Here is a 16,870-nt window from a genome sequence, read left to right on the forward strand (position 1 = left end):
GGAAAGACCCGATTGGTGGAAACCCTCTAGAAGCCTGACCTTCTAGGGGTTTCCCCGATAGCGAGGGTTCAGAGTGCCTGCGCCATGCGCGCAATGCCTTCGTTGATCTTGTCCTTGTCCGCGGTGGCAAAGCTCAGTCGCAGCGTCGAGACATCGGGGTTGTTGGCAAAGAACGGCGCGCCGGGCACAAAGGCCACCAACTTGTCGATGGCAGCCTTGGCAAACACGTTGGCGTCGCTCTGCCGGCCATGCGCCCCCGTGAGCCGCGCCCAGAAGAACATGCCGCCCTGAGGCTGGTTGAAGGCAATCGCATCACCCAGTTCACGACGCAACGCCTCGGCCATGACGCTGGCGCGTTCGGCGTAGGTGCGGCGCACGACCGCCAGTGCACCGGCCAACCGGTTCATGGAGAGGTACTGGGCGGCAATGGCCTGGGTGAGGTTGCTGGTGTGCGCATCGCTGAACTGCTTGCACATGGTGGCCTTGGCCAGCAATGCGGTGGGGGCAATGAGCCAACCCACACGCAGCCCCGGCGACAGGATCTTGCTGAACGAGCCGCAATGGGCCAGCCACTCGCGACTGCCGGGAACCTGGTCACTCAGGGCCAGCAGGCTGGCAGGCGGCGCCTGGTCGAAATACAGTTCGCCATAGGGGTCGTCTTCCACCACCAGGGTCTGGGTCTTGGCAGCCAGTTCCAACACGCGTTTGCGGCGCTCCAGGCTCAGGGTGGCACCGCTGGGGTTGCCGAAGGTCGGGATCAGGTACACAAGCTTCGGCTTGTGCTCGGCAATCAGTGCTTCGAGCTTGTCCACGTCCACTCCATTGGCATCGACCGGTGCGCTGATGAGTTGGGCGCCGTACAGGCGGAAACACTGGATGGTGGCCAGGAAGGTCGGTGCCTCGACGATGACCTTGTCGCCCGGTGAAATCATGGTCTTGCCGATCAGGTCCAGCGCCTGCTGGGAGCCGGTGGTGACGATCAGGCCGTCGGAAGCAACAGTGGCGCCCTTGGCGCCCATGAACCCTACCAGCGCCTCACGCAATGGCTGGTAGCCTTCGGTCGCGCCGTACTGCAGCACGGCGCCGGGGGCTCCCTTGAGAACCGCGTCACTGGCCAGGGCAATGCCCTCGGCGTCAAACAGGGCCGGGTCGGGGAAACCGCCGGCAAAGCTGATGATGCCGGGCTTGCCCAGCAGCTTGAACAGTTCGCGGATGGCGGAGGTTTCTACGTTGTTGAGGCGGTCGGCAAATTGCATGGTTGTGTGAGGGATGGATGCAGGTAATCGAAACGGGGCGCTTGTGGCGCCCGCGTGCACCGCAGCAAAAAGCGGATAGCATGGATTGTCGCCGAAGGATTCGAGAATTCCAGCCGTCATCGCCGCCAGCACCTGATGAAAAAACCAGCCATTGAACAGTTCTTTGCCACCCTCCAGGCGGCCAACCCGCACCCTCGCAGCGAACTGGAATACAGCAGCGACTTCGAGCTGCTGGCCGCCGTCCTGCTGTCGGCCCAGGCCACCGACGTGGGCGTGAACAAGGCAACCCGGGTGCTATTCGCCAAAGCCAACACACCGCAGGCGCTGCTGGACATGGGTCTGGAACAGCTGGAAGAACATATCAAGACCATCGGCCTCTACCGCACCAAGGCCAAGAACCTGCTCAAGACCTGTGAAATCCTGGTTCGGGAACATGGTGGCCAGGTACCCAACGACCGCGAGGCCCTGGAGGCGTTGCCCGGCGTCGGGCGCAAAACGGCCAACGTGGTGCTGAACATTGCATTCGGTGAGCCCACGCTGGCGGTGGACACCCACGTATTCCGTGTTGCCAACCGCACCGGCCTGGCCCCGGGCAAAACGCCGCTGGAAGTGGAGAAAAAGCTGCTCAAGCAGGTTCCTCCCGCCTACCTGCAGCATGCCCACCACTGGCTCATCCTGCACGGACGCTACGTTTGTAAGGCAAGCACTCCAAAATGCAATGCCTGCGCGGTGGCTTCGCTATGCCGATTTAAGCTTTCGCATTCGCCAAAACCCTGAGATTGCGTTACGCTAACACCATGGCCTCTCCGTCCGAATTCCTGCGCGCCCTCAAGCTTCCCGCCATGCCAGAAGCTGCCCAAGCGCTAATGCGCACTTTAAAGGACGATGATGCCGATATCGTGACGGTTCGCGACATCATTGCCAAGGACCCTGCCCTCACTGCAACCCTGCTGCGCATGGCCAACAGCGCCATGTTTGGCCTCTCTCGCTCGGTCAGTACCCTGGACAACGCCGTCCAGGTGGTCGGCATGTCGCACATCCGAGCACGAGCGCTGTCGATCTGCATGACGCAGACCTTCAAACTGCCAAGCAATCTCAATCGCCTGGTGTTCTGGCGCCACAGCATGGTCAGCGCCGGGTATGCGGCATGGCTGGCCCACAAGCTGCACCAGGACGAAGCCCAGGCCTGGATGGCGGGCATGATGCACCGATTGGGCGAACTGGTCATCGCCCTGAGCTCCCCGCAGTTGGTCGATCAGATAGAAAACCCGCCTTCCCTGCCAGGCGAACGCTGGCTGCGGGAACGCACCGTCCTCGGGTTCGACGAAGGCCAGCTCATGGCCGAAGTGGCACGCCGCTGGGACTTCCCCGACGAAGTGGTGGCGGCTTTCTCGCACCTGGGCCAACCCATCGCTGCGCGCCCGTTTTCCACCTTGGCCGCCATCATTCACCTGGCATCGATGCTGGCCGATATGCCACCGGAAACGCCGGATCCAGTATCTGAGCTACCGGCTGTGCTGGTCGATACGTTGGCACTTGACGTTGCCGACCTGCAGGCCACCCGGCCCGACCCCGAGTCATTCGTGGACATGAACCTGGTGTAGGGCGCCCCAGGCCAGGGCATCCTTGGGCCACTGGGCGGCCGATTCAAGCTGGCGTAGCCCCTTCGTCCACAGCTGTACACAGCGTGCCACGCCCGCATGGGTGATCCACAGACCCTGGTCGCACTGCAAGGCTGCCAGCTGACGGCCAAAGTCCTCCAGCGCCTGCCCCACCCGGGCAAGCATGGCGTTGGCAGACTCAGCGCCACCACAACGGTAGTTGCCGAAATCCTGCGTCCAGGCATCCATGGCCTCGAGGCCGATCGCGCCCCACCGCACGCCTTCCCAGCTTCCGAAGTCCATCTCGCGCAGGCGTGGCTCGGACTGCATGGTCAAATCAGGCCGCAGTCCTTGCAGAACATGCGCAAGCCGCTCACATCTTTGTAGCGGCGAGTACCAGACCAGCAGGTCTGCGGGCAGCGCCGTAGCCGCCTGCTGGGCGGCTTCCAACGTGGCTTGCGCGTCAGCGGCCACGTCCAGGGCGCCGTAGCACACGCCGCTGTCCACCAGAGGGCGCGCATGGCGCAGCAGCCACAGCTTCACTGGAAAACCTCCGTGCTGCGCACTGCGGTGCGAGTGTGCTTGGGGCGGCCCGGCGCTACGCTCATAGCGCCAAGGCCAAGCCCAGATAGAAGCCGATTTCACCGAGTTGCTGGGTGGCCCCCAGACCATCCCCCGTGAAGCCCTGCAAACGACGCTGCAGGCGCCAGGCCATGGCCGCCGCTGCCAGTGCCGAGCCCGCTACTGCGCTACCCAGCACGCATCCCGCAGATGCTACTGAAACCATAGCTGGCCACGCAATGAATACGCCGGCAACAAGGCAAAAACACCATAGAAAACCGGCCGCGAGCGCGCCCAGGCTGATCTGGTCGGCCAGCGGCTTGGACTTGGAGCCAGCCACATCGCCCACATGCGGCAGCAGGCGGATGACCAGCAGCGGCCAGGTGCGAGACACCGCGTGGGCGGCCAGCAAGGCCAGCGCCATCAAGCTCGCCCCGTGGCTGCCCAGCAGCGCCAGCAAGCTCACCTTGGAGAGCAGTGCCAGCACCAGCGCCATGGCACCAAAGGCCCCGACGCGCGAGTCCTTCATGATCTCCAGCGCGCGGTTGCGGTCGTAGCTGCCGCCCAGGCCATCGGCCACATCGGCCAGCCCGTCTTCATGGAAGCCGCCGGTGAGCAGCACCGTGAACACGGTACCCAGCACCGCCACCACCAGCGGGCTGAATGGGCCCGGGGGCAGGGCCTGCAGCATGCCCCAGGACAGCAGCGCCACCAGCCCACCCACCAGCACACCAATGCCCGGCAGGTGCGCAGCACTGGCCCGCAGCATGGCGGGGCTGTAGCCCACCCATTCAGCCAGGCGCCCCGTCACCGGGATGCGGGTAAAGAACTGGACAGCCAGCAGGTAATGGCGAATGGGCTGCATCAGGCCTGCGCGGGCGCTTCGGTGGGCACCTCGCCCGACTTGTCCGACACCCCGGCCGAGGCAAAGCTGGCCATCTCGCGCAGAACGGCGCACGCCGACTGCAGGAGCGGCCAGGCCAGTGCTGCGCCCGAGCCTTCGCCCAGGCGCAGGCCCAGGTCCAGCAGCGGACACACGCCCAGGTGCTGCAGCATGAACTCGTGGCCACGCTCGCCCGAGCGGTGGGCAAACACGCAGCGCTGCAGCACCAGCGGCTGCAGCGCGTGGGCCACGAGCACAGCGCTGGTGGCAATGAAGCCGTCCACCAGCACCACGCGGCGCTCGTGTGCGGCCTGCAGCACGGCGCCGACCATCGTGGCAATTTCCAGACCACCCACCGCTGCCAGAACGTCCAGTGGCTCGCGCTGGTCGGCGTGGCGGTCCAGAACTTCCTGCAGGATGGCGGCCTTACGTTTTACCGCCGGGGCATCGAGCCCGGTACCGGCGCCGGTGCATTGCACGATGCCCAGCCCAGTGAGCTTGGCCAGCAGCAGCGAAGCGGCCGACGTGTTGCCAATGCCCATTTCACCCAACAGCAAGGCATTGCCTGGCAGGCCGCGCACCAGGTCCATGCCATGGGCCAGCGCCGCCTCGCATTCGGTGCGGGTCATGGCCGGGCCTTGGCTGGAGTCCGCCGTGCCCGAAGCGGCCTTGCGCACCTGCAAGCCTGGGCGCGTACTGCCCGCAGGCAAGCCAGCCAGGAAGTCGTGCTTGACGCCGCAGTCGACCACGGTCAACGCCAGCCCATGCTGGCGTGCCAGCACGCTCACGGCTGCGCCGCCCGCGAGGAAGTTTTCGACCATCTGCCAGGTCACGTCGCTCGGAAAGGCCGATACGCCGCGTGCGGCCAGCCCGTGGTCAGCTGCAAACACCACCATCTGCGGCTGGTCCAGCACGGGGGCTTCTGTACCAAGAATCTGACCGATCTGCAGCGCCAGCTCTTCGATGCGGCCGAGCGAGCCCAGCGGCTTGGTCTTGTTGTTGAGTTTGTCCTGCAGTGCGGTGGTGAGAGCAGGCGTAGCGATGTCCGACAGGACAGGAAGTGATGTATTCAAGGCAGTCCCCTGTGCATGAATGGTTGAGGACACGCTAAGCGTGTCCTGGAGCGCTGCCCGGCCTTGCAGCACCAAGAAAAGCATCAGGCCGGTCTTCTGGCTTGGAGTCATCTGCCTTCCCACACCTTCCCGGCCTGGCAGCCAGTGGTTTACGTGGTGGGCATCGTCCTTACAGCGTTGGGCACGCAACGGATTTGCACCGTCTTCCCGATTCTCCCGCGGCCGTAACCAGCGGGCACCTGAAGCTGGCGATGATACCAGCGCCCTCGCCTGCAGTTCCGCGCCGATTCAGCGCACCAAGCTGTCCAGAAAGCCCGGTGTGAAGTGGGTTCCGATGTAGTCCGCCAGACCATCGAATACGCGGTCCAGCGTGGGCGCATCGGCACCGAAAAGCGCTTGCAGCACAGCGGGTTCTTCGAACAGGCCGTGCAGATAGACGCCCAGCACGTTGCCCGCATCGTTGCACCAGCCCAGGTCGTCGGGCAGCACCGTATGGGCGCTCGTGTCCACAGAGCGGGTCTGACCGTGGTGGATTTCGTAGCCCGCCACGGGCGTAGCTGCCAGCGCGGACCAGCGTGCACCACCTTGCGGCCACTGTGCGGAGAAAACCGTCTTGGTGTGGCACACCGTCTTGTCCTGCGCAAACTCGGTCACCAGCGGCAGCAGCGCCAAGCCCACCGCATTGCCGTCGATACCATGCGGGTCACGTAGTTCCTGCCCCAGCATCTGCAATCCGCCGCAAATGCCCAATACCGCCCCACCCTGCGTCGCATGCTGGGCGATGGCAGCGTCCAGCCCTTGGCTGCGTAGCCAGGCGAGGTCGGCCGCCGTGGCTTTGGAGCCCGGCAGAATGATCCAGTCGTCCTGGGACAAGCCTGCCAGTTCCTTGGGGCTGCGCACCCACTGCAGGCGTACGCCGGGAATGTTCTTGAGTGGCTGGAATTCGTCGAGGTTGCTGATGCGCGGGTAGGCCACCACCGCCACCGTGCGCGTCACGCGCCCAGCGGATACGCTGCGGTCATCGAACACACCGTCTTCTTCGGGCAGCCCGTGGTGCCACCACATGGGCAGCGTGGCCACGGTGGGTACGCCGGTCAGGTCCTGCAGCATCTGCGGCGCCGGGGCCAGCAGCGTGGCGTCGCCCCGGAACTTGTTGAGCACAAAGCCTTTGAATAGCCGCTGCTCATCCTCAGGCAACAGCGCCCAGGTACCGTACAGGTGGGCAAAGGCACCACCACGGTCGATGTCGGTCACCAGCAGGCAGGCGGCATCGCCATGCAGCGCCACGCGCATGTTGACGATGTCACTGGCGTGCAGGTTGATTTCGGCCGGGGAACCGGCACCCTCGATCACCACCACATCGTTCTCGGCTCGCAAGGCGTCCAATGCGGCGCCGATCTGCGGCCAAACGTGCGCGCTGCGCCCCCGCCAGGGCATGCGCGAGAGCTGCTCGCTCACCTGCCCCATGAGCACCACCTGGCTGTGGGTGTCGGCTTCAGGCTTGAGCAGCAGCGGGTTCATGCGCACGTCGGGAACGGCGCCAGCGGCCAGGGCCTGGAAATACTGGGCGGAACCGATCTCGCCTTGGCCGTTTTCGGACGCCACTACCCGGGCGTTGTTGCTCATGTTCTGCGCCTTGAACGGCGCCACCTTGAGCCCCTGGCGTGCGTAGTAGCGGCACAGGGCCGTGGTCAGCCAGCTTTTTCCCGCGCCACTGGTGGTGCCCAGCACCATCACGCACTTGGCAAGCATCAGCCGTCGATCTCGGCCCAGCAGTTGGGGGTCTCGTACAGGGTGACCTTGGTGAGCGACAGGTGCCGGCCAAAACGGTCGTGGTACACGTCCTTGAGGATGTCGAACGCCTTCTGCGCCAGGTTTTCCACCGTGGGCACGCGGTCGATGACCACGGTCTTGTGGTTGGGCATGCTGTCCAGGAAGGCGCGTACGGCGGTGTCGTTCTCGTAGACGATGAAGGCGTGGTCCCAGAGGTCGACCAGGTGTTCCTTGGCCAGGGCCTTGATGTCACCGAAGTCCATGATCATGCCGTTGTCGGACTCGCCGTCCTTCTGCACCACATCGCCGGTCAGGGTGACAAGCAGGGTGTAGCGGTGGCCGTGCAGGTTGCGGCACTGGCTGGCGTGGTCGGGAATGCGATGCCCGGCATCGAATTCCATCTTGCGGGTAATGGTCAGCATGTTGCGGTCCTGGTGTTTGGCATCAGGGAATTTGGAGCAGTTTGTGGGTTTGCACCGACAAATTCCACTGCGGATGCGCCTTGCAGTAGTCAATCGCCAACTTGAGGTTGGTCGCCTGCAGCGGCCCATCCATGGCCTGCACGAAATGGTGTTCAAAGTCCAGCGCGGCATAGTCTTCCAAGGGCTGCCCCGGCTGCGGGATCACGACCTTGATTTCATTGCCCTTGCGCACGACGAGATCAGCCCCCATTTTAGGGCTCACGCACACCCAGTCCACGCCCGCTGGCACCGCAATGGTGCCGTTGGTCTCGATGGCCACGGTAAACCCGGCCGCATGCAGGGCGTCGATCAAGGGTTCGTCCAACTGCAGCAGCGGCTCGCCACCGGTGCACACCACGTACTTCTGCGCGGGGTAATCGGCGGGCCACAGGGCGTTGATGCGCGCAGCGAGGCTGGCGGCATCGGCAAACTTGCCGCCGCCTTCACCATCGGTACCCACGAAGTCGGTATCGCAGAACTGGCACACCGCGCTGGCGCGGCCCTCTTCCACCCCGCTCCAGAGGTTGCAGCCGGCGAAACGGCAGAACACGGCCGGGCGCCCCGCATGGTGGCCTTCACCTTGCAGGGTATAGAAGATTTCCTTGACGCTGTAGGTCATGCACGCACTCAAACGGGAACTGGGGGGTGCGTATTGTCGCCGCCTTGGGCCCGCCATGCAGCGGCCAGGGCGTCTTGCGCCTGCGGTGGGAGCGTACCCAGCCGGTACCAGCCGGGTAGCCCAAAGGAAGTGGCGTCGCGCAGCTTGATGCCCGCAGCGCGCAGCGCCCCCAGGTCCAGAGCCTGGGGCGTTCGTGCGCAGAAGTAGTGGGAATCGCTGGGCTGGCAGTCCCAGCCCAGGCCTTGCAACAGCTCCAGTTGTCGGGCTTTCCACTGGCGCAGCGGGTCCAGGCTGGCCTGCAGCCACTGCTGTACCCCGGGCTCGGTCCAGGCCCGCAGCATGGCCTCGCCATGGGCACCGATCACCCAGCTGGGGGCCAGGGCATCGAGCGCGGCAGCGGCTGGCTGCGCATCGGCAGGCGCCACGGCATAGGCCGCCCGCACGCCGGTGAGGCCCAGCGACTTGTTGGGCGAGTACAGCCGCCACACGCGCTCCAGCTGTGCGGTGCCCAAGGTGGGCTGGCCCTGCAGCCGCAGGGGAGCGTACGCACAGTCCAGGGCCAACAGCGGTGCCTGCGGGTGGTCCAGGCGACGTGGCCAATCCGTATGCGCCTGCCCCAGCGGGCTCGATGGCTCGCAGGCCCACACCAGGTCGGCAGCGTCCGGCGAGGCCACCGGCTCCAGCCCCCAGGCCTGCGCGCCGTGCAGGTAGTCGCCATAGGCGTGGGCTGGCACATGCACATGCCGCCCGCCCTGGCGTGCCACCCAGGCACTGAGGCGGAAGATGAACTCACTGGCACTGCTGGCCAGTACGATGCGCCCGGGCACCACGCCATGGAAGGCCACCAGCGCGGCCCGCAGTCGGGTGTAGGCCGGGTCGGGGTAGCGTGTGGCATCGGCCGCCTGCACGGCAGCCAAGGCCTGTGGGCACGGCCCGGCGGGATGGCTGTTGGTGGAAAAGTCGTATGGCGCTGCGCCCAGCCCATCCGTGCCGCCGTGGACCCGCTGCCCCGCAGTGGAACTCACGAGCCACCCCTAACCGCTATACAAACCATAGCTGCCTGCGCAATTACCATAAGGGCCAGCACCGATTTTGATGCATACGCCAAGGCTTGTGCGGTGTCTGCAGCCTGGGCCGAGCGCCCGCTTGCATGCAGCACGTAGCCGCCGGGCTTGGCGAGCCGCACACCCAGTACCAGGGCCATGGCCGCCATGGGCCAGCCGCTGTTGGGCGAGGGGGGGCGAGCGGCCTCGGCACGCAGTTGCCTCAGCCCCCTGCCCCGCCCCACCAGCATCAGCAACAGGGCCGTGATGCGCGCCGGCACCCAGCCCAGCACATCGTCGGCCCGCGCCGCCCATTTGCCGGCCCAGGCCCAGTTCTTGCCGTGGTAGATGCCGGGGTAGCCCCACATGGCGTCCGCCGTGTTGGCAAAGCGAAACAGCACCGCACCCGGCAGGCCCAGCAGCACAAACCAGAAGACGGGTGCCACCACCGAGTCGTTGAGGTTCTCGGCCAGGGTCTCGATGGCGCTTTCGCGCACCGTGGTGGCGTCCAGCTGACTGACGTCGCGGCTCACCAGGGTGCGCAGGCGCTCGCGCCCCGCCTCCAGCGACTCGCCCAGCGCCGACTCCACCGCCTGCACCTCCTGGCGCAGCAGGGCCCAGGCGAGCATGGGCTTGAGCAGCAGGCCCAGGCCCAGCGCGGCGAGCCACCACGGCAGTGCCAACAGCCCCTGTTGCAGCCACCAGCCCGCTATGGAAAAAAGAGCTGCCCCCGCAATCCATACGAGGGCTGCAAGCCAAAACGCCTTGTAGTCGCGCTTTATCGGATCCTGCAGGGCATGGCCTTGCAGCCAGCCGCCCGAGCGGCCGAGAAAGTTGCCCATCCACACCACGGGGTGCCAGCGCACCGGTGGCTCCCCCCACCAACGATCCACTGCCAGGGCCAGCAGCAGGGACACGCCCACGATGGCCGCGCCCAACGGGGCGGCATGCAGGGAGAGTGCCCAGCCCATGGCCACGGCTCAGTCTTCGATACCGCGCTGGGCGGGAATGCCGGCCTTGAAGGCGTGCTTGACCATCTGCATCTCGGTCACGGTGTCGGCCAGCTCCACCAGTTCGGGCGGGCAGCGCCGCCCGGTCAGCACCACGTGCACTTCGCGGGGACGTGTGCGCAGGGTCTGCAACACATCGTCCAGCGGCAGCCAGCCGTAGATCAGCGGGTAGGTCACCTCGTCGAGCGTTACCATGAAATAGTCGCCACTGAGGATGGCGGCCTTGGCCTTCTCCCAGCCGTTGCGGGCCAGCTGGGCGCTGTGCTCCAGGTCCTGGCTCTTCCAACTGAAGCCGTCGCCCAGCCCTTCGATGGGAATGCCCAACTGCTCGAACATGCGGTGCTCGCCAAAGCGCGCCGAAGGCACCTTCATGAACTGGAAGATCTTTACCTTCTTGCCGCGTCCATGGGCACGCAGCGCCAGGCCAAAGGCGGCGGTGCTCTTGCCCTTGCCGTCGCCGGTGTTCACGATGACGATGCCACGGCGCTCGCCCTCGGGCTTCTCGTAGGGCTTTTCGCTGGGAGGTGTTTCGATCTGCATGGTGTTCTCTTGGCTTGGTCTACCGGGGTTCCTGGGCGGCGCAGGCCTCACCGCCCTGGTGAAACACCAGTTCCTGCACCGGCTGGCCGCCGATCAGGTGCTCTTCGATGATGCGGTCCAGGTTGGCCGGCGTGACGTTGTAGTACCAGGTGTTGTCCGGCTGCACGCACAAGATGGGCCCGCCCTTGCAGGCACCGAAGCAGCCCACCGCGTTGAACTTGGTGCGGTGCGCCCCCTCATGGATGCCCGCCGCCTTGAGCTTGCCCCACAGGCTGTCGTACAGCGCCTGCGCCGCGCCGTCTGCACCGCAGCGCGGACCGGTGCACACCAGCGCGTAGTGCTTGAAGGGGTTGATGGAGGGCTTGGGAGTATCGACGTTCATTCGGATTCCTGGGAGTGGGTCTGGGGCCCTGGCGCGGTGACTGGCAACGCCACCCACTGCCCGGCCAGGGCGTGGATCGCGATGCGCCCGTCAAACACGCGCACCAGCGCTTCATGGGTAGCAGGGTCGCCGCTGGCACCGTGGTGCACCAACTGACCTTCGGCCATGACGACCACACGGTCGGCGTGCAGGGCCATGCCGATCTCGTGCAGCACACTCACCACGGTGACGCCCTGCACCACCAGGCCCTGCACCACGGCCAACCAGTCGGCCTGGTGCGGCGGATCCAGGTTGGCCAAGGGCTCGTCCATGAGCAGCACCTGGGCCTGCACGGCCAATGCACGCGCCAGCAGCACGCGCTGGCGCTCGCCACCGCTAAGTTGCCCAAGGGTGCGGCAGCGCCAATCCCAGGCCTGGGTGGAACGCAGGGCCTGCTCTACGGCGGCGTGGTCAGCAGCACTGGGTGCGGCCAGCCAGGGCTGGTGCGGCAGGCGACCGAGCATGGCCACATCCCACACTGTCAGGTCGTCGGCGGACGATTCGTTCTGGCCCAGCCAGGCCAGGGTGCGGGCGCGTTCGCGCGCAGGCAATGCGTGCAGGTCCTGCCCCAGCAGTTGCACCGTACCGCTGTAGGGCAGCACGCCCGCCAGGCACTTGAGCAGGGTGGACTTGCCCGCGCCATTGGGGCCGACGATGCTGGTCCACTGCCCCGCCGCGAGGTCCAGCGACACACCGTGCAATACCTCGCGCTTTGCAGCGCCAATTCCGAGGCTAGCCCTTACAGAATTCGCGTATACAGCTACGTTATTCATAGCAAGCATCATGCATGCCCCCGACCTTGGACACCGCCCCGGTGCATCAGCCAGAGCAGGTAGCCGCCACCGAGCACCGCGGTGAGCACGCCCACTGGCAGCTCCTGCGGCGCGAGGATCGAGCGCGCCAGGGTGTCGGCCGCCATGAGCAGCACGCCGCCCACCAGGCTGGAGAGCAGCATCAGCTGCGCGTGGGTGGTCTTGACCAGGGAACGCACCAGGTGCGGTGCCGCCAGGCCGACAAAGGCGATGAGCCCGGTCTGCGCCACCGCCGTGCCGGTGGCCAGGGCCAGCACCGCCACCAGCGCCGCGCGCATGGGCGCCACCGGCAGCCCCAGGCTCACAGCGGTGGCGTCGCCCAGGCTCAGCCCGTCGAGCACACGCGCCAGCAGCCAGGCGGCCAGCACACACAGCAGCCACACGCCGGCCATGAGCGAGGCCGCCGTCCAGCCCACGAACGCGGTGGAGCCCAGCATGAAGGCCTGCATGGCCTGCAGCGAATCGGGCGAGACCAGCAGCACCAGATGCGTCATGGCGCCCAGCACCACGCCCACCACCACGCCCGCGAGCAGCAGGCGCAGGGTGTGGCCCACGCCGCGCGAGAGCAGCAAGGTGAGCAGCACCGCCAGCACGGCACCGGCAAAGGCAGCCCCAGTCAGCCCCAGGCGCACCCAGACGCTGCTGGAAAACAGGCTCACGGCCACGGCCCCGTTCATCATGCTGCCGCCCCCGAGCATGCCGGCGCCACCGCCCAACGCCGCCAGCGCCAGGGCCACACCCAGCGACGCGCCTGAGGCGCTGCCCAGCAGATACGGGTCGGCCAACGGATTGCGGAACAGGCCCTGCGCCACAGCCCCGGCCAGGCCCAGCAAGGCCCCGGCCGCCCAGGCGCCCAGGGTGCGCGGCAGGCGGATTTCCCAGACGATCTGCTGCGCCATGGCGGCCATGTCCGGGTGACGGTCGGGTTGCAGCAGCGGGCCGATCAGGTTTTCCCAACCGGTGCTTCCCACACACACGCCCACAGCCAGCAGTGCCAGGGCAACTGCCAGGCCCGCACCACCGAGCCAGAATGCGCGCGGGTCGTTCAAGGCTTCGCCCCCGATACGCCCGCCGACGTGCGCGGGGCCTTGGCCTCCAGGCAGCGCGCCATGATGCGCGCCGCCTCGGCCATGCGCGGCCCGGGCCGCACCAGTACATTGGCTTCGTCCGGAGCGAAGTCGCAGATGCGCTGCTCTCGCATGGCCCGCATGCCCGTCCAGCCCGGGCGCGTAGCCAGCGAGGCCGCGCTGCTCTGGCCAATCAGGATGATGTCCGGGTTGGCCCGCACAACGTATTCGGGATTGAGCTTGGGGAAGGGCCCCAGCGATGCCGGAACGATGTTCTTGACCCCCAGTCGCGTCAGCGTCTCGCCAATGAAGGACGCTTCACTGGCCGCATAGGGGCCGGGGTTGACCTCGAAGTAGACCCGGGTGCCGCGCACGCTGGCTGGCAAGGACTGGGCCGCCGCCGATACCCCGGCATCGATGGCGCGCCAGATGCGCTGGGCATCCTGGACCTGCAGCAACTGGCCGATCCTGAGCATCACGCGCTGCACGTCGGCATGGGTCTTGGGCTCGAGCGCCAGCACCTTGAGCCCCAAAGACTCCAGGCGCGCCACCGCAGGCGAGGACTTCGCCATGAGCACCACGTCGGGCCGCAGGGCAAGCACCATTTCGACATTCGGGTCGATGCCGCCCCCGACCTGCGGCAGATTGTGCAACTCGACGGGGAAGGTGGAATAACGGTCCACCCCCACCAGGCGGTTGCAGTAACCCAGTTCGCACACGGTCTCGGTGAGCGAGGGCAGCAGACTGACAATGCGCTGCGGCACCCCGGGCAGGGTCACAGTCACGCCCCGGTCGTCGGTGACCTGCAGCGCCGTTGCCGCACTGGCCATGCAACACAGCAGCACCGCCAGCATCCATTGCATTCGTTTCATGGAGCATCCTTCAAGGTCAGTGGCAACCCAGCTGCCATCAGGGTCACGCGCTGGCACACCTGCGCCACCCGTTGGTTGAGCTGGCCCAGCGCGTCCACAAAAGCCCGCACCTCGGCGCCCAGCGGAATCACCCCCAGACCAATCTCGTTGCCGACCAGCACCACAGGGCCGGGGGCATTTTCAATTGCTACCAAAAGAGAACCTGTCTGCGCAGTTTCCATGCGGGCCAAACGCACATTTGGCTGTCCATCGGCGGGCATGAGCAGGTTGGTGAGCCACAGCGTGAGGCAATCCACGACCAGCAAGGTCTGGGGGGTGCTGTGCTGCGCAATGGCCTGCGCCAGCGCCAAGGGCTCTTCCACCGTGGCCATGCCCGGCACGCGATCGGCGCGGTCAGCCTGGTGGCGCGCGATGCGCGAGCGCATTTCGTCGTCCCAGGCTTGTCCGGTCGCAATGAGCACGGCGCGGTGGTCGGCGCCCTGCTCCAGCCACTGGCGCGCCAGCAACTCGGCCCGGCGCGACTTGCCGCTTTTCTGGCCACCCAGGATCAGTTCACTCCTGGCAATGGTGCTGATCGTCATGCGAACTCTCCGCGTTGGTCGGCTTCCATCCAGCGCGTGACGATGGCATGCAGCTGCGCCACCCCATCCGTGAGCGTGGCCGGGCCGGGCTGCAGGATGTCGCAGGACTTGATCTCGAACAGCTGGCCGTGGCGCACCGCGTTCACCGCCTGCCAGCCTGCGCGCGCCGCCACGTTCTCGGCGCGGAACTTCTTGCCGCACCAGGAGCCGATAAGGATGTCGGGGTTGCGGCGCACGATTTCCGCGCTGTCGGCAATGATGCGCTGCTTGCCCGCACGCTCTCGTGCCAGCTCGGGAAAGCAGTCGTCACCACCCGCAATGCCCAGCAGTTCAGACACCCAGCGGATGGCACTGATAGGCGGTTCGTCCCACTCTTCGAAATACACCTTGGGGCGGCGCGCACCGGCGGCCACGCGCTGGGCTACGGCCGCTTCCATGGCCTGCAACTGGGCCTGCCACGCCGCGATGTGCTGCGCGCCCTGCGCCGACTGCCCCACCATGGCAGCAATCTGGGCCAGCGTGGAAAAGATCTCGGCCACGCTGCGCTGGTTGAAGATGGTGACCTGCACGCCCCGGCGCACCAGCTCGGAAGCAATGTCGGCCTGCATGTCCGAAAAGCCCAGCACGCAGTCGGGCTGCAGGTCCAGAATCTTGTCGATCTTGGCGCTGGTAAAGGCGCTGATCTTGGGTTTTTCTTCGCGGGCACGGCGCGGACGCACGGTGTAACCCGAAATGCCGACGATGCGCTGCTCCTGCCCCAGCAAGTACAGCCACTCGGTGGTTTCCTCGGTCATGCAGACAATGCGCTGCGGACCCTGCGGGGCGGCTCGCCAGTCGTGGTTCATGGGGTGCCTCCAGCGGTCGCGGTAAACAGTTCCACCACCGCCTGCGGGCAAGACGGAAACCAGGCATGGAAGTAGCTGGCGCGCACCGCCCCCTGCTGCCACAGCGCTTCGCCAGCGTCGGGCAGCGGATCGGTGTCGGGCCGCGCGGTGCGGCCCACCGGCGGCAAGGGGCTTGCCGTGGTGGAGTAGTGGAAGGTGTGCCCGCGCAGGGTGCCACTGGCCAGTGCCAGTTGCTGCGGCCCCAGGGCCGCCAGGCGCTTGTGCATGGTGACCTCGCCAGACAGCAGGCCCCACATCGGCACGCGTTCGCCGTCCACCAGCGTCAGGGTGTCAAACAAGGCCATCATGCCGCCGCACTCGGCCCACACGGGCTTGCCTGCGGCCACATGGGCGGCGAGGCTGTCGCGCAGGCCGGTGTTGGTGGCCAAGCTCTGCGCGTGCAATTCCGGGTAACCACCGGGAATCCAGACCGCATCACACGCGGGCAATGCCGCGTCCGCCAAAGGCGAGAAGAACACCAGCTCGGCACCCAGCGCACGCAAGGTGTCGAGGTTGGCGGCGTAGAGGAAACAGAAGGCGGCGTCACGGGCCACGGCAATGGTCTTGCCTTGCAAACCTATGAAACGGCTGGGAGACCGGGCTCTTTGCTCCGTGTCCCCCGCCCGCGTTGCGGGCTCCTCCTTTACCTGCGCAAAAAGCCCGGCCCCCCATCCTTCTGCCGAGACTTCGGGCGCAGCAAAGTCCACGGCCCACCGCTGCAGATCATCCAGCGTCATCCGCCCCAGCGGCGTGGAGGCCAAGGCATCGGCCGCCGCATCCAGGCGCGCCATCGCGTCCCCCACTTCACTCGCCACCGTCAGACCCAGGTGGCGTTCCGGCAGCGTCATGCCCGCATCACGCATCACGGCCCCCAGGTAGTGAGCAGGGTCACGCACGCTTCGGGCCAGCATGGCGGCATGGCGCTCGCTGGCGACCCGGTTGGCCAGCACCCCAGCCCAAGGCATGTCGGGGCGGTAGTGCTGCAGACCAAAGGCCAAGGCGCCGAAAGTGCCCGCCATGCTGGACGCGTCGACCACCGCCAGCACCGGAAGACCAAAGCGCTGCGCCAGGTCGGCTGCGCTGGGTTCACCGTCGAACAGGCCCATCACACCCTCCACGATGATCAGGTCCGCCTCCTGCGCCGCGGCATGCAGACGGGCGCGGCAGTCGGCCTCGCCCGTCATCCACAGGTCCATCTGGTACACCGGTGCGCCGCTGGCCAACTGGTGCCAGTACGGGTCCAGAAAGTCCGGCCCACACTTGAACACCCGCACCTTGCGCCCCAGGCGCGTGTGCAGGCGCGCCAGCGCCGAGGTGATGGTCGTCTTGCCCTGGCCGGAGGCCGGGGCGGCAATGAGGATGGCGGGGCAGGAGGTGGTCATTTTCCGGTGCGTATCCTTTCGTCTCTAGCCT

General features: G+C 66.5%; 19 protein-coding genes and 1 riboswitch. Of the genes, 2 read left to right on the forward strand and 17 right to left on the reverse strand.

Going from position 1 to position 16,870, the window contains the following annotated elements; all coding sequences use genetic code 11:
- Window positions 1-68: 68 nt before the first annotated feature.
- Window positions 69-1,256 (reverse strand): PLP-dependent aminotransferase family protein, encoded by a 1,188-nt coding sequence (locus RQP54_RS12880; protein WP_315678733.1) that lies wholly within the window; start codon window positions 1,254-1,256, stop codon window positions 69-71.
- Window positions 1,257-1,391: 135 nt separating this feature from the next.
- On the opposite strand from RQP54_RS12880, the gene nth reads away from it, so the two are divergent.
- Window positions 1,392-2,033: an endonuclease III gene (gene nth / locus RQP54_RS12885; RefSeq protein WP_315678734.1), complete on the forward strand. Its 642-nt coding sequence runs from the start codon at window positions 1,392-1,394 to the stop codon at window positions 2,031-2,033.
- Between the two features lie 20 nt (window positions 2,034-2,053).
- On the forward strand, window positions 2,054-2,860 hold the full coding sequence (locus tag RQP54_RS12890) for an HDOD domain-containing protein (protein ID WP_315678735.1): 807 nt from the start codon (window positions 2,054-2,056) through the stop codon (window positions 2,858-2,860).
- On the opposite strand, the gene RQP54_RS12895 is transcribed toward RQP54_RS12890, so the two are convergent.
- The 16 genes from RQP54_RS12895 to RQP54_RS12970 form a co-directional block, all read right to left on the reverse strand.
- Window positions 2,834-3,400, reverse strand: coding sequence for a histidine phosphatase family protein (locus RQP54_RS12895; RefSeq protein ID WP_315678736.1), 567 nt, complete (start codon window positions 3,398-3,400; stop codon window positions 2,834-2,836). The two genes, RQP54_RS12890 and RQP54_RS12895, sit on opposite strands and share 27 nt — an antisense overlap.
- Window positions 3,401-3,461: 61 nt before the next feature.
- Complete coding sequence (locus RQP54_RS12900; protein WP_315678737.1) at window positions 3,462-4,283, reverse strand: adenosylcobinamide-GDP ribazoletransferase; 822 nt, start codon at window positions 4,281-4,283, stop codon at window positions 3,462-3,464.
- Window positions 4,283-5,374 carry a nicotinate-nucleotide--dimethylbenzimidazole phosphoribosyltransferase gene (gene cobT / locus RQP54_RS12905; protein WP_315678739.1) on the reverse strand — a complete coding sequence of 364 codons (1,092 nt, stop codon included), beginning with the start codon at window positions 5,372-5,374 and terminating at the stop codon, window positions 4,283-4,285. The genes RQP54_RS12900 and cobT overlap by 1 nt, the downstream gene beginning before the upstream one ends.
- Before the next feature lie 68 nt (window positions 5,375-5,442).
- A riboswitch (cobalamin riboswitch) is annotated at window positions 5,443-5,632 on the reverse strand.
- 30 nt (window positions 5,633-5,662) lie between these two features.
- Entirely contained in the window at window positions 5,663-7,126 is a 1,464-nt protein-coding gene (locus RQP54_RS12910) for a cobyric acid synthase (protein WP_315678741.1), read from the reverse strand.
- Window positions 7,126-7,569, reverse strand: coding sequence for a 6-carboxytetrahydropterin synthase QueD (gene queD, locus RQP54_RS12915; protein WP_315678742.1), 444 nt, complete (start codon window positions 7,567-7,569; stop codon window positions 7,126-7,128). Before queD ends, RQP54_RS12910 begins: the two co-directional genes overlap by 1 nt.
- A 22-nt stretch (window positions 7,570-7,591) precedes the next feature.
- Window positions 7,592-8,227, reverse strand: coding sequence for a 7-carboxy-7-deazaguanine synthase (gene queE / locus RQP54_RS12920; protein ID WP_315678743.1), 636 nt, complete (start codon window positions 8,225-8,227; stop codon window positions 7,592-7,594).
- An 8-nt stretch (window positions 8,228-8,235) separates the two neighbouring features.
- Entirely contained in the window at window positions 8,236-9,252 is a 1,017-nt protein-coding gene (locus RQP54_RS12925) for an aminotransferase class I/II-fold pyridoxal phosphate-dependent enzyme (protein WP_315678744.1), read from the reverse strand.
- Window positions 9,249-10,241 (reverse strand): adenosylcobinamide-phosphate synthase CbiB, encoded by a 993-nt coding sequence (cbiB, locus tag RQP54_RS12930; protein ID WP_315678745.1) that lies wholly within the window; start codon window positions 10,239-10,241, stop codon window positions 9,249-9,251. Before cbiB ends, RQP54_RS12925 begins: the two co-directional genes overlap by 4 nt.
- Window positions 10,242-10,250: 9 nt before the next feature.
- Window positions 10,251-10,820, reverse strand: a complete 570-nt coding sequence (gene cobO, locus RQP54_RS12935; protein ID WP_315678747.1) for a cob(I)yrinic acid a,c-diamide adenosyltransferase — start codon at window positions 10,818-10,820, stop codon at window positions 10,251-10,253.
- Between the two features lie 19 nt (window positions 10,821-10,839).
- Window positions 10,840-11,202 carry a (2Fe-2S) ferredoxin domain-containing protein gene (locus RQP54_RS12940; protein ID WP_315678748.1) on the reverse strand — a complete coding sequence of 121 codons (363 nt, stop codon included), beginning with the start codon at window positions 11,200-11,202 and terminating at the stop codon, window positions 10,840-10,842.
- The gene (locus RQP54_RS12945) at window positions 11,199-12,014 is read right to left on the reverse strand and encodes an ABC transporter ATP-binding protein (protein WP_315678749.1); all 816 of its coding nucleotides are present in this window, start codon (window positions 12,012-12,014) and stop codon (window positions 11,199-11,201) included. The genes RQP54_RS12940 and RQP54_RS12945 overlap by 4 nt, the downstream gene beginning before the upstream one ends.
- 8 nt (window positions 12,015-12,022) lie before the next feature.
- A complete protein-coding gene (locus RQP54_RS12950; RefSeq protein WP_315678750.1) occupies window positions 12,023-13,102 on the reverse strand; it encodes an iron ABC transporter permease in 1,080 nt (359 codons plus the stop codon).
- Entirely contained in the window at window positions 13,099-13,992 is an 894-nt protein-coding gene (locus RQP54_RS12955; RefSeq protein WP_315678752.1) for a helical backbone metal receptor, read from the reverse strand. The genes RQP54_RS12950 and RQP54_RS12955 overlap by 4 nt, the downstream gene beginning before the upstream one ends.
- Entirely contained in the window at window positions 13,989-14,573 is a 585-nt protein-coding gene (locus RQP54_RS12960) for a bifunctional adenosylcobinamide kinase/adenosylcobinamide-phosphate guanylyltransferase (RefSeq protein WP_315678753.1), read from the reverse strand. The genes RQP54_RS12955 and RQP54_RS12960 overlap by 4 nt, the downstream gene beginning before the upstream one ends.
- On the reverse strand, window positions 14,570-15,418 hold the full coding sequence (locus RQP54_RS12965; protein WP_315678754.1) for an ABC transporter substrate-binding protein: 849 nt from the start codon (window positions 15,416-15,418) through the stop codon (window positions 14,570-14,572). The genes RQP54_RS12960 and RQP54_RS12965 overlap by 4 nt, the downstream gene beginning before the upstream one ends.
- A complete protein-coding gene (locus tag RQP54_RS12970; RefSeq protein ID WP_315678755.1) occupies window positions 15,415-16,839 on the reverse strand; it encodes a cobyrinate a,c-diamide synthase in 1,425 nt (474 codons plus the stop codon). Before RQP54_RS12970 ends, RQP54_RS12965 begins: the two co-directional genes overlap by 4 nt.
- Between the last annotated feature and the right edge of the window lie 31 nt (window positions 16,840-16,870).

Source organism: Curvibacter sp. APW13, from assembly GCF_032337135.1.
Classification (GTDB): domain Bacteria; phylum Pseudomonadota; class Gammaproteobacteria; order Burkholderiales; family Burkholderiaceae_C; genus Allorhodoferax.

What these genes read in the sequence shown, in the direction of transcription:
- RQP54_RS12880 (WP_315678733.1), bottom strand. Translation starts at nt 1,256, where the DNA reads ATGCAATTTGCCGACCGCCTCAACAACGTAGAAACCTCCGCCATCCGC.
- nth (WP_315678734.1), top strand. Translation starts at nt 1,392, where the DNA reads ATGAAAAAACCAGCCATTGAACAGTTCTTTGCCACCCTCCAGGCGGCC.
- RQP54_RS12890 (WP_315678735.1), top strand. Translation starts at nt 2,054, where the DNA reads ATGGCCTCTCCGTCCGAATTCCTGCGCGCCCTCAAGCTTCCCGCCATG.
- RQP54_RS12900 (WP_315678737.1), bottom strand. Translation starts at nt 4,283, where the DNA reads ATGCAGCCCATTCGCCATTACCTGCTGGCTGTCCAGTTCTTTACCCGC.
- RQP54_RS12910 (WP_315678741.1), bottom strand. Translation starts at nt 7,126, where the DNA reads ATGCTTGCCAAGTGCGTGATGGTGCTGGGCACCACCAGTGGCGCGGGA.
- queD (WP_315678742.1), bottom strand. Translation starts at nt 7,569, where the DNA reads ATGCTGACCATTACCCGCAAGATGGAATTCGATGCCGGGCATCGCATT.
- queE (WP_315678743.1), bottom strand. Translation starts at nt 8,227, where the DNA reads ATGACCTACAGCGTCAAGGAAATCTTCTATACCCTGCAAGGTGAAGGC.
- cbiB (WP_315678745.1), bottom strand. Translation starts at nt 10,241, where the DNA reads ATGGGCTGGGCACTCTCCCTGCATGCCGCCCCGTTGGGCGCGGCCATC.
- cobO (WP_315678747.1), bottom strand. Translation starts at nt 10,820, where the DNA reads ATGCAGATCGAAACACCTCCCAGCGAAAAGCCCTACGAGAAGCCCGAG.
- RQP54_RS12940 (WP_315678748.1), bottom strand. Translation starts at nt 11,202, where the DNA reads ATGAACGTCGATACTCCCAAGCCCTCCATCAACCCCTTCAAGCACTAC.
- RQP54_RS12945 (WP_315678749.1), bottom strand. Translation starts at nt 12,014, where the DNA reads ATGAATAACGTAGCTGTATACGCGAATTCTGTAAGGGCTAGCCTCGGA.
- RQP54_RS12955 (WP_315678752.1), bottom strand. Translation starts at nt 13,992, where the DNA reads ATGAAACGAATGCAATGGATGCTGGCGGTGCTGCTGTGTTGCATGGCC.
- RQP54_RS12960 (WP_315678753.1), bottom strand. Translation starts at nt 14,573, where the DNA reads ATGACGATCAGCACCATTGCCAGGAGTGAACTGATCCTGGGTGGCCAG.
- RQP54_RS12965 (WP_315678754.1), bottom strand. Translation starts at nt 15,418, where the DNA reads ATGAACCACGACTGGCGAGCCGCCCCGCAGGGTCCGCAGCGCATTGTC.
- RQP54_RS12970 (WP_315678755.1), bottom strand. Translation starts at nt 16,839, where the DNA reads ATGACCACCTCCTGCCCCGCCATCCTCATTGCCGCCCCGGCCTCCGGC.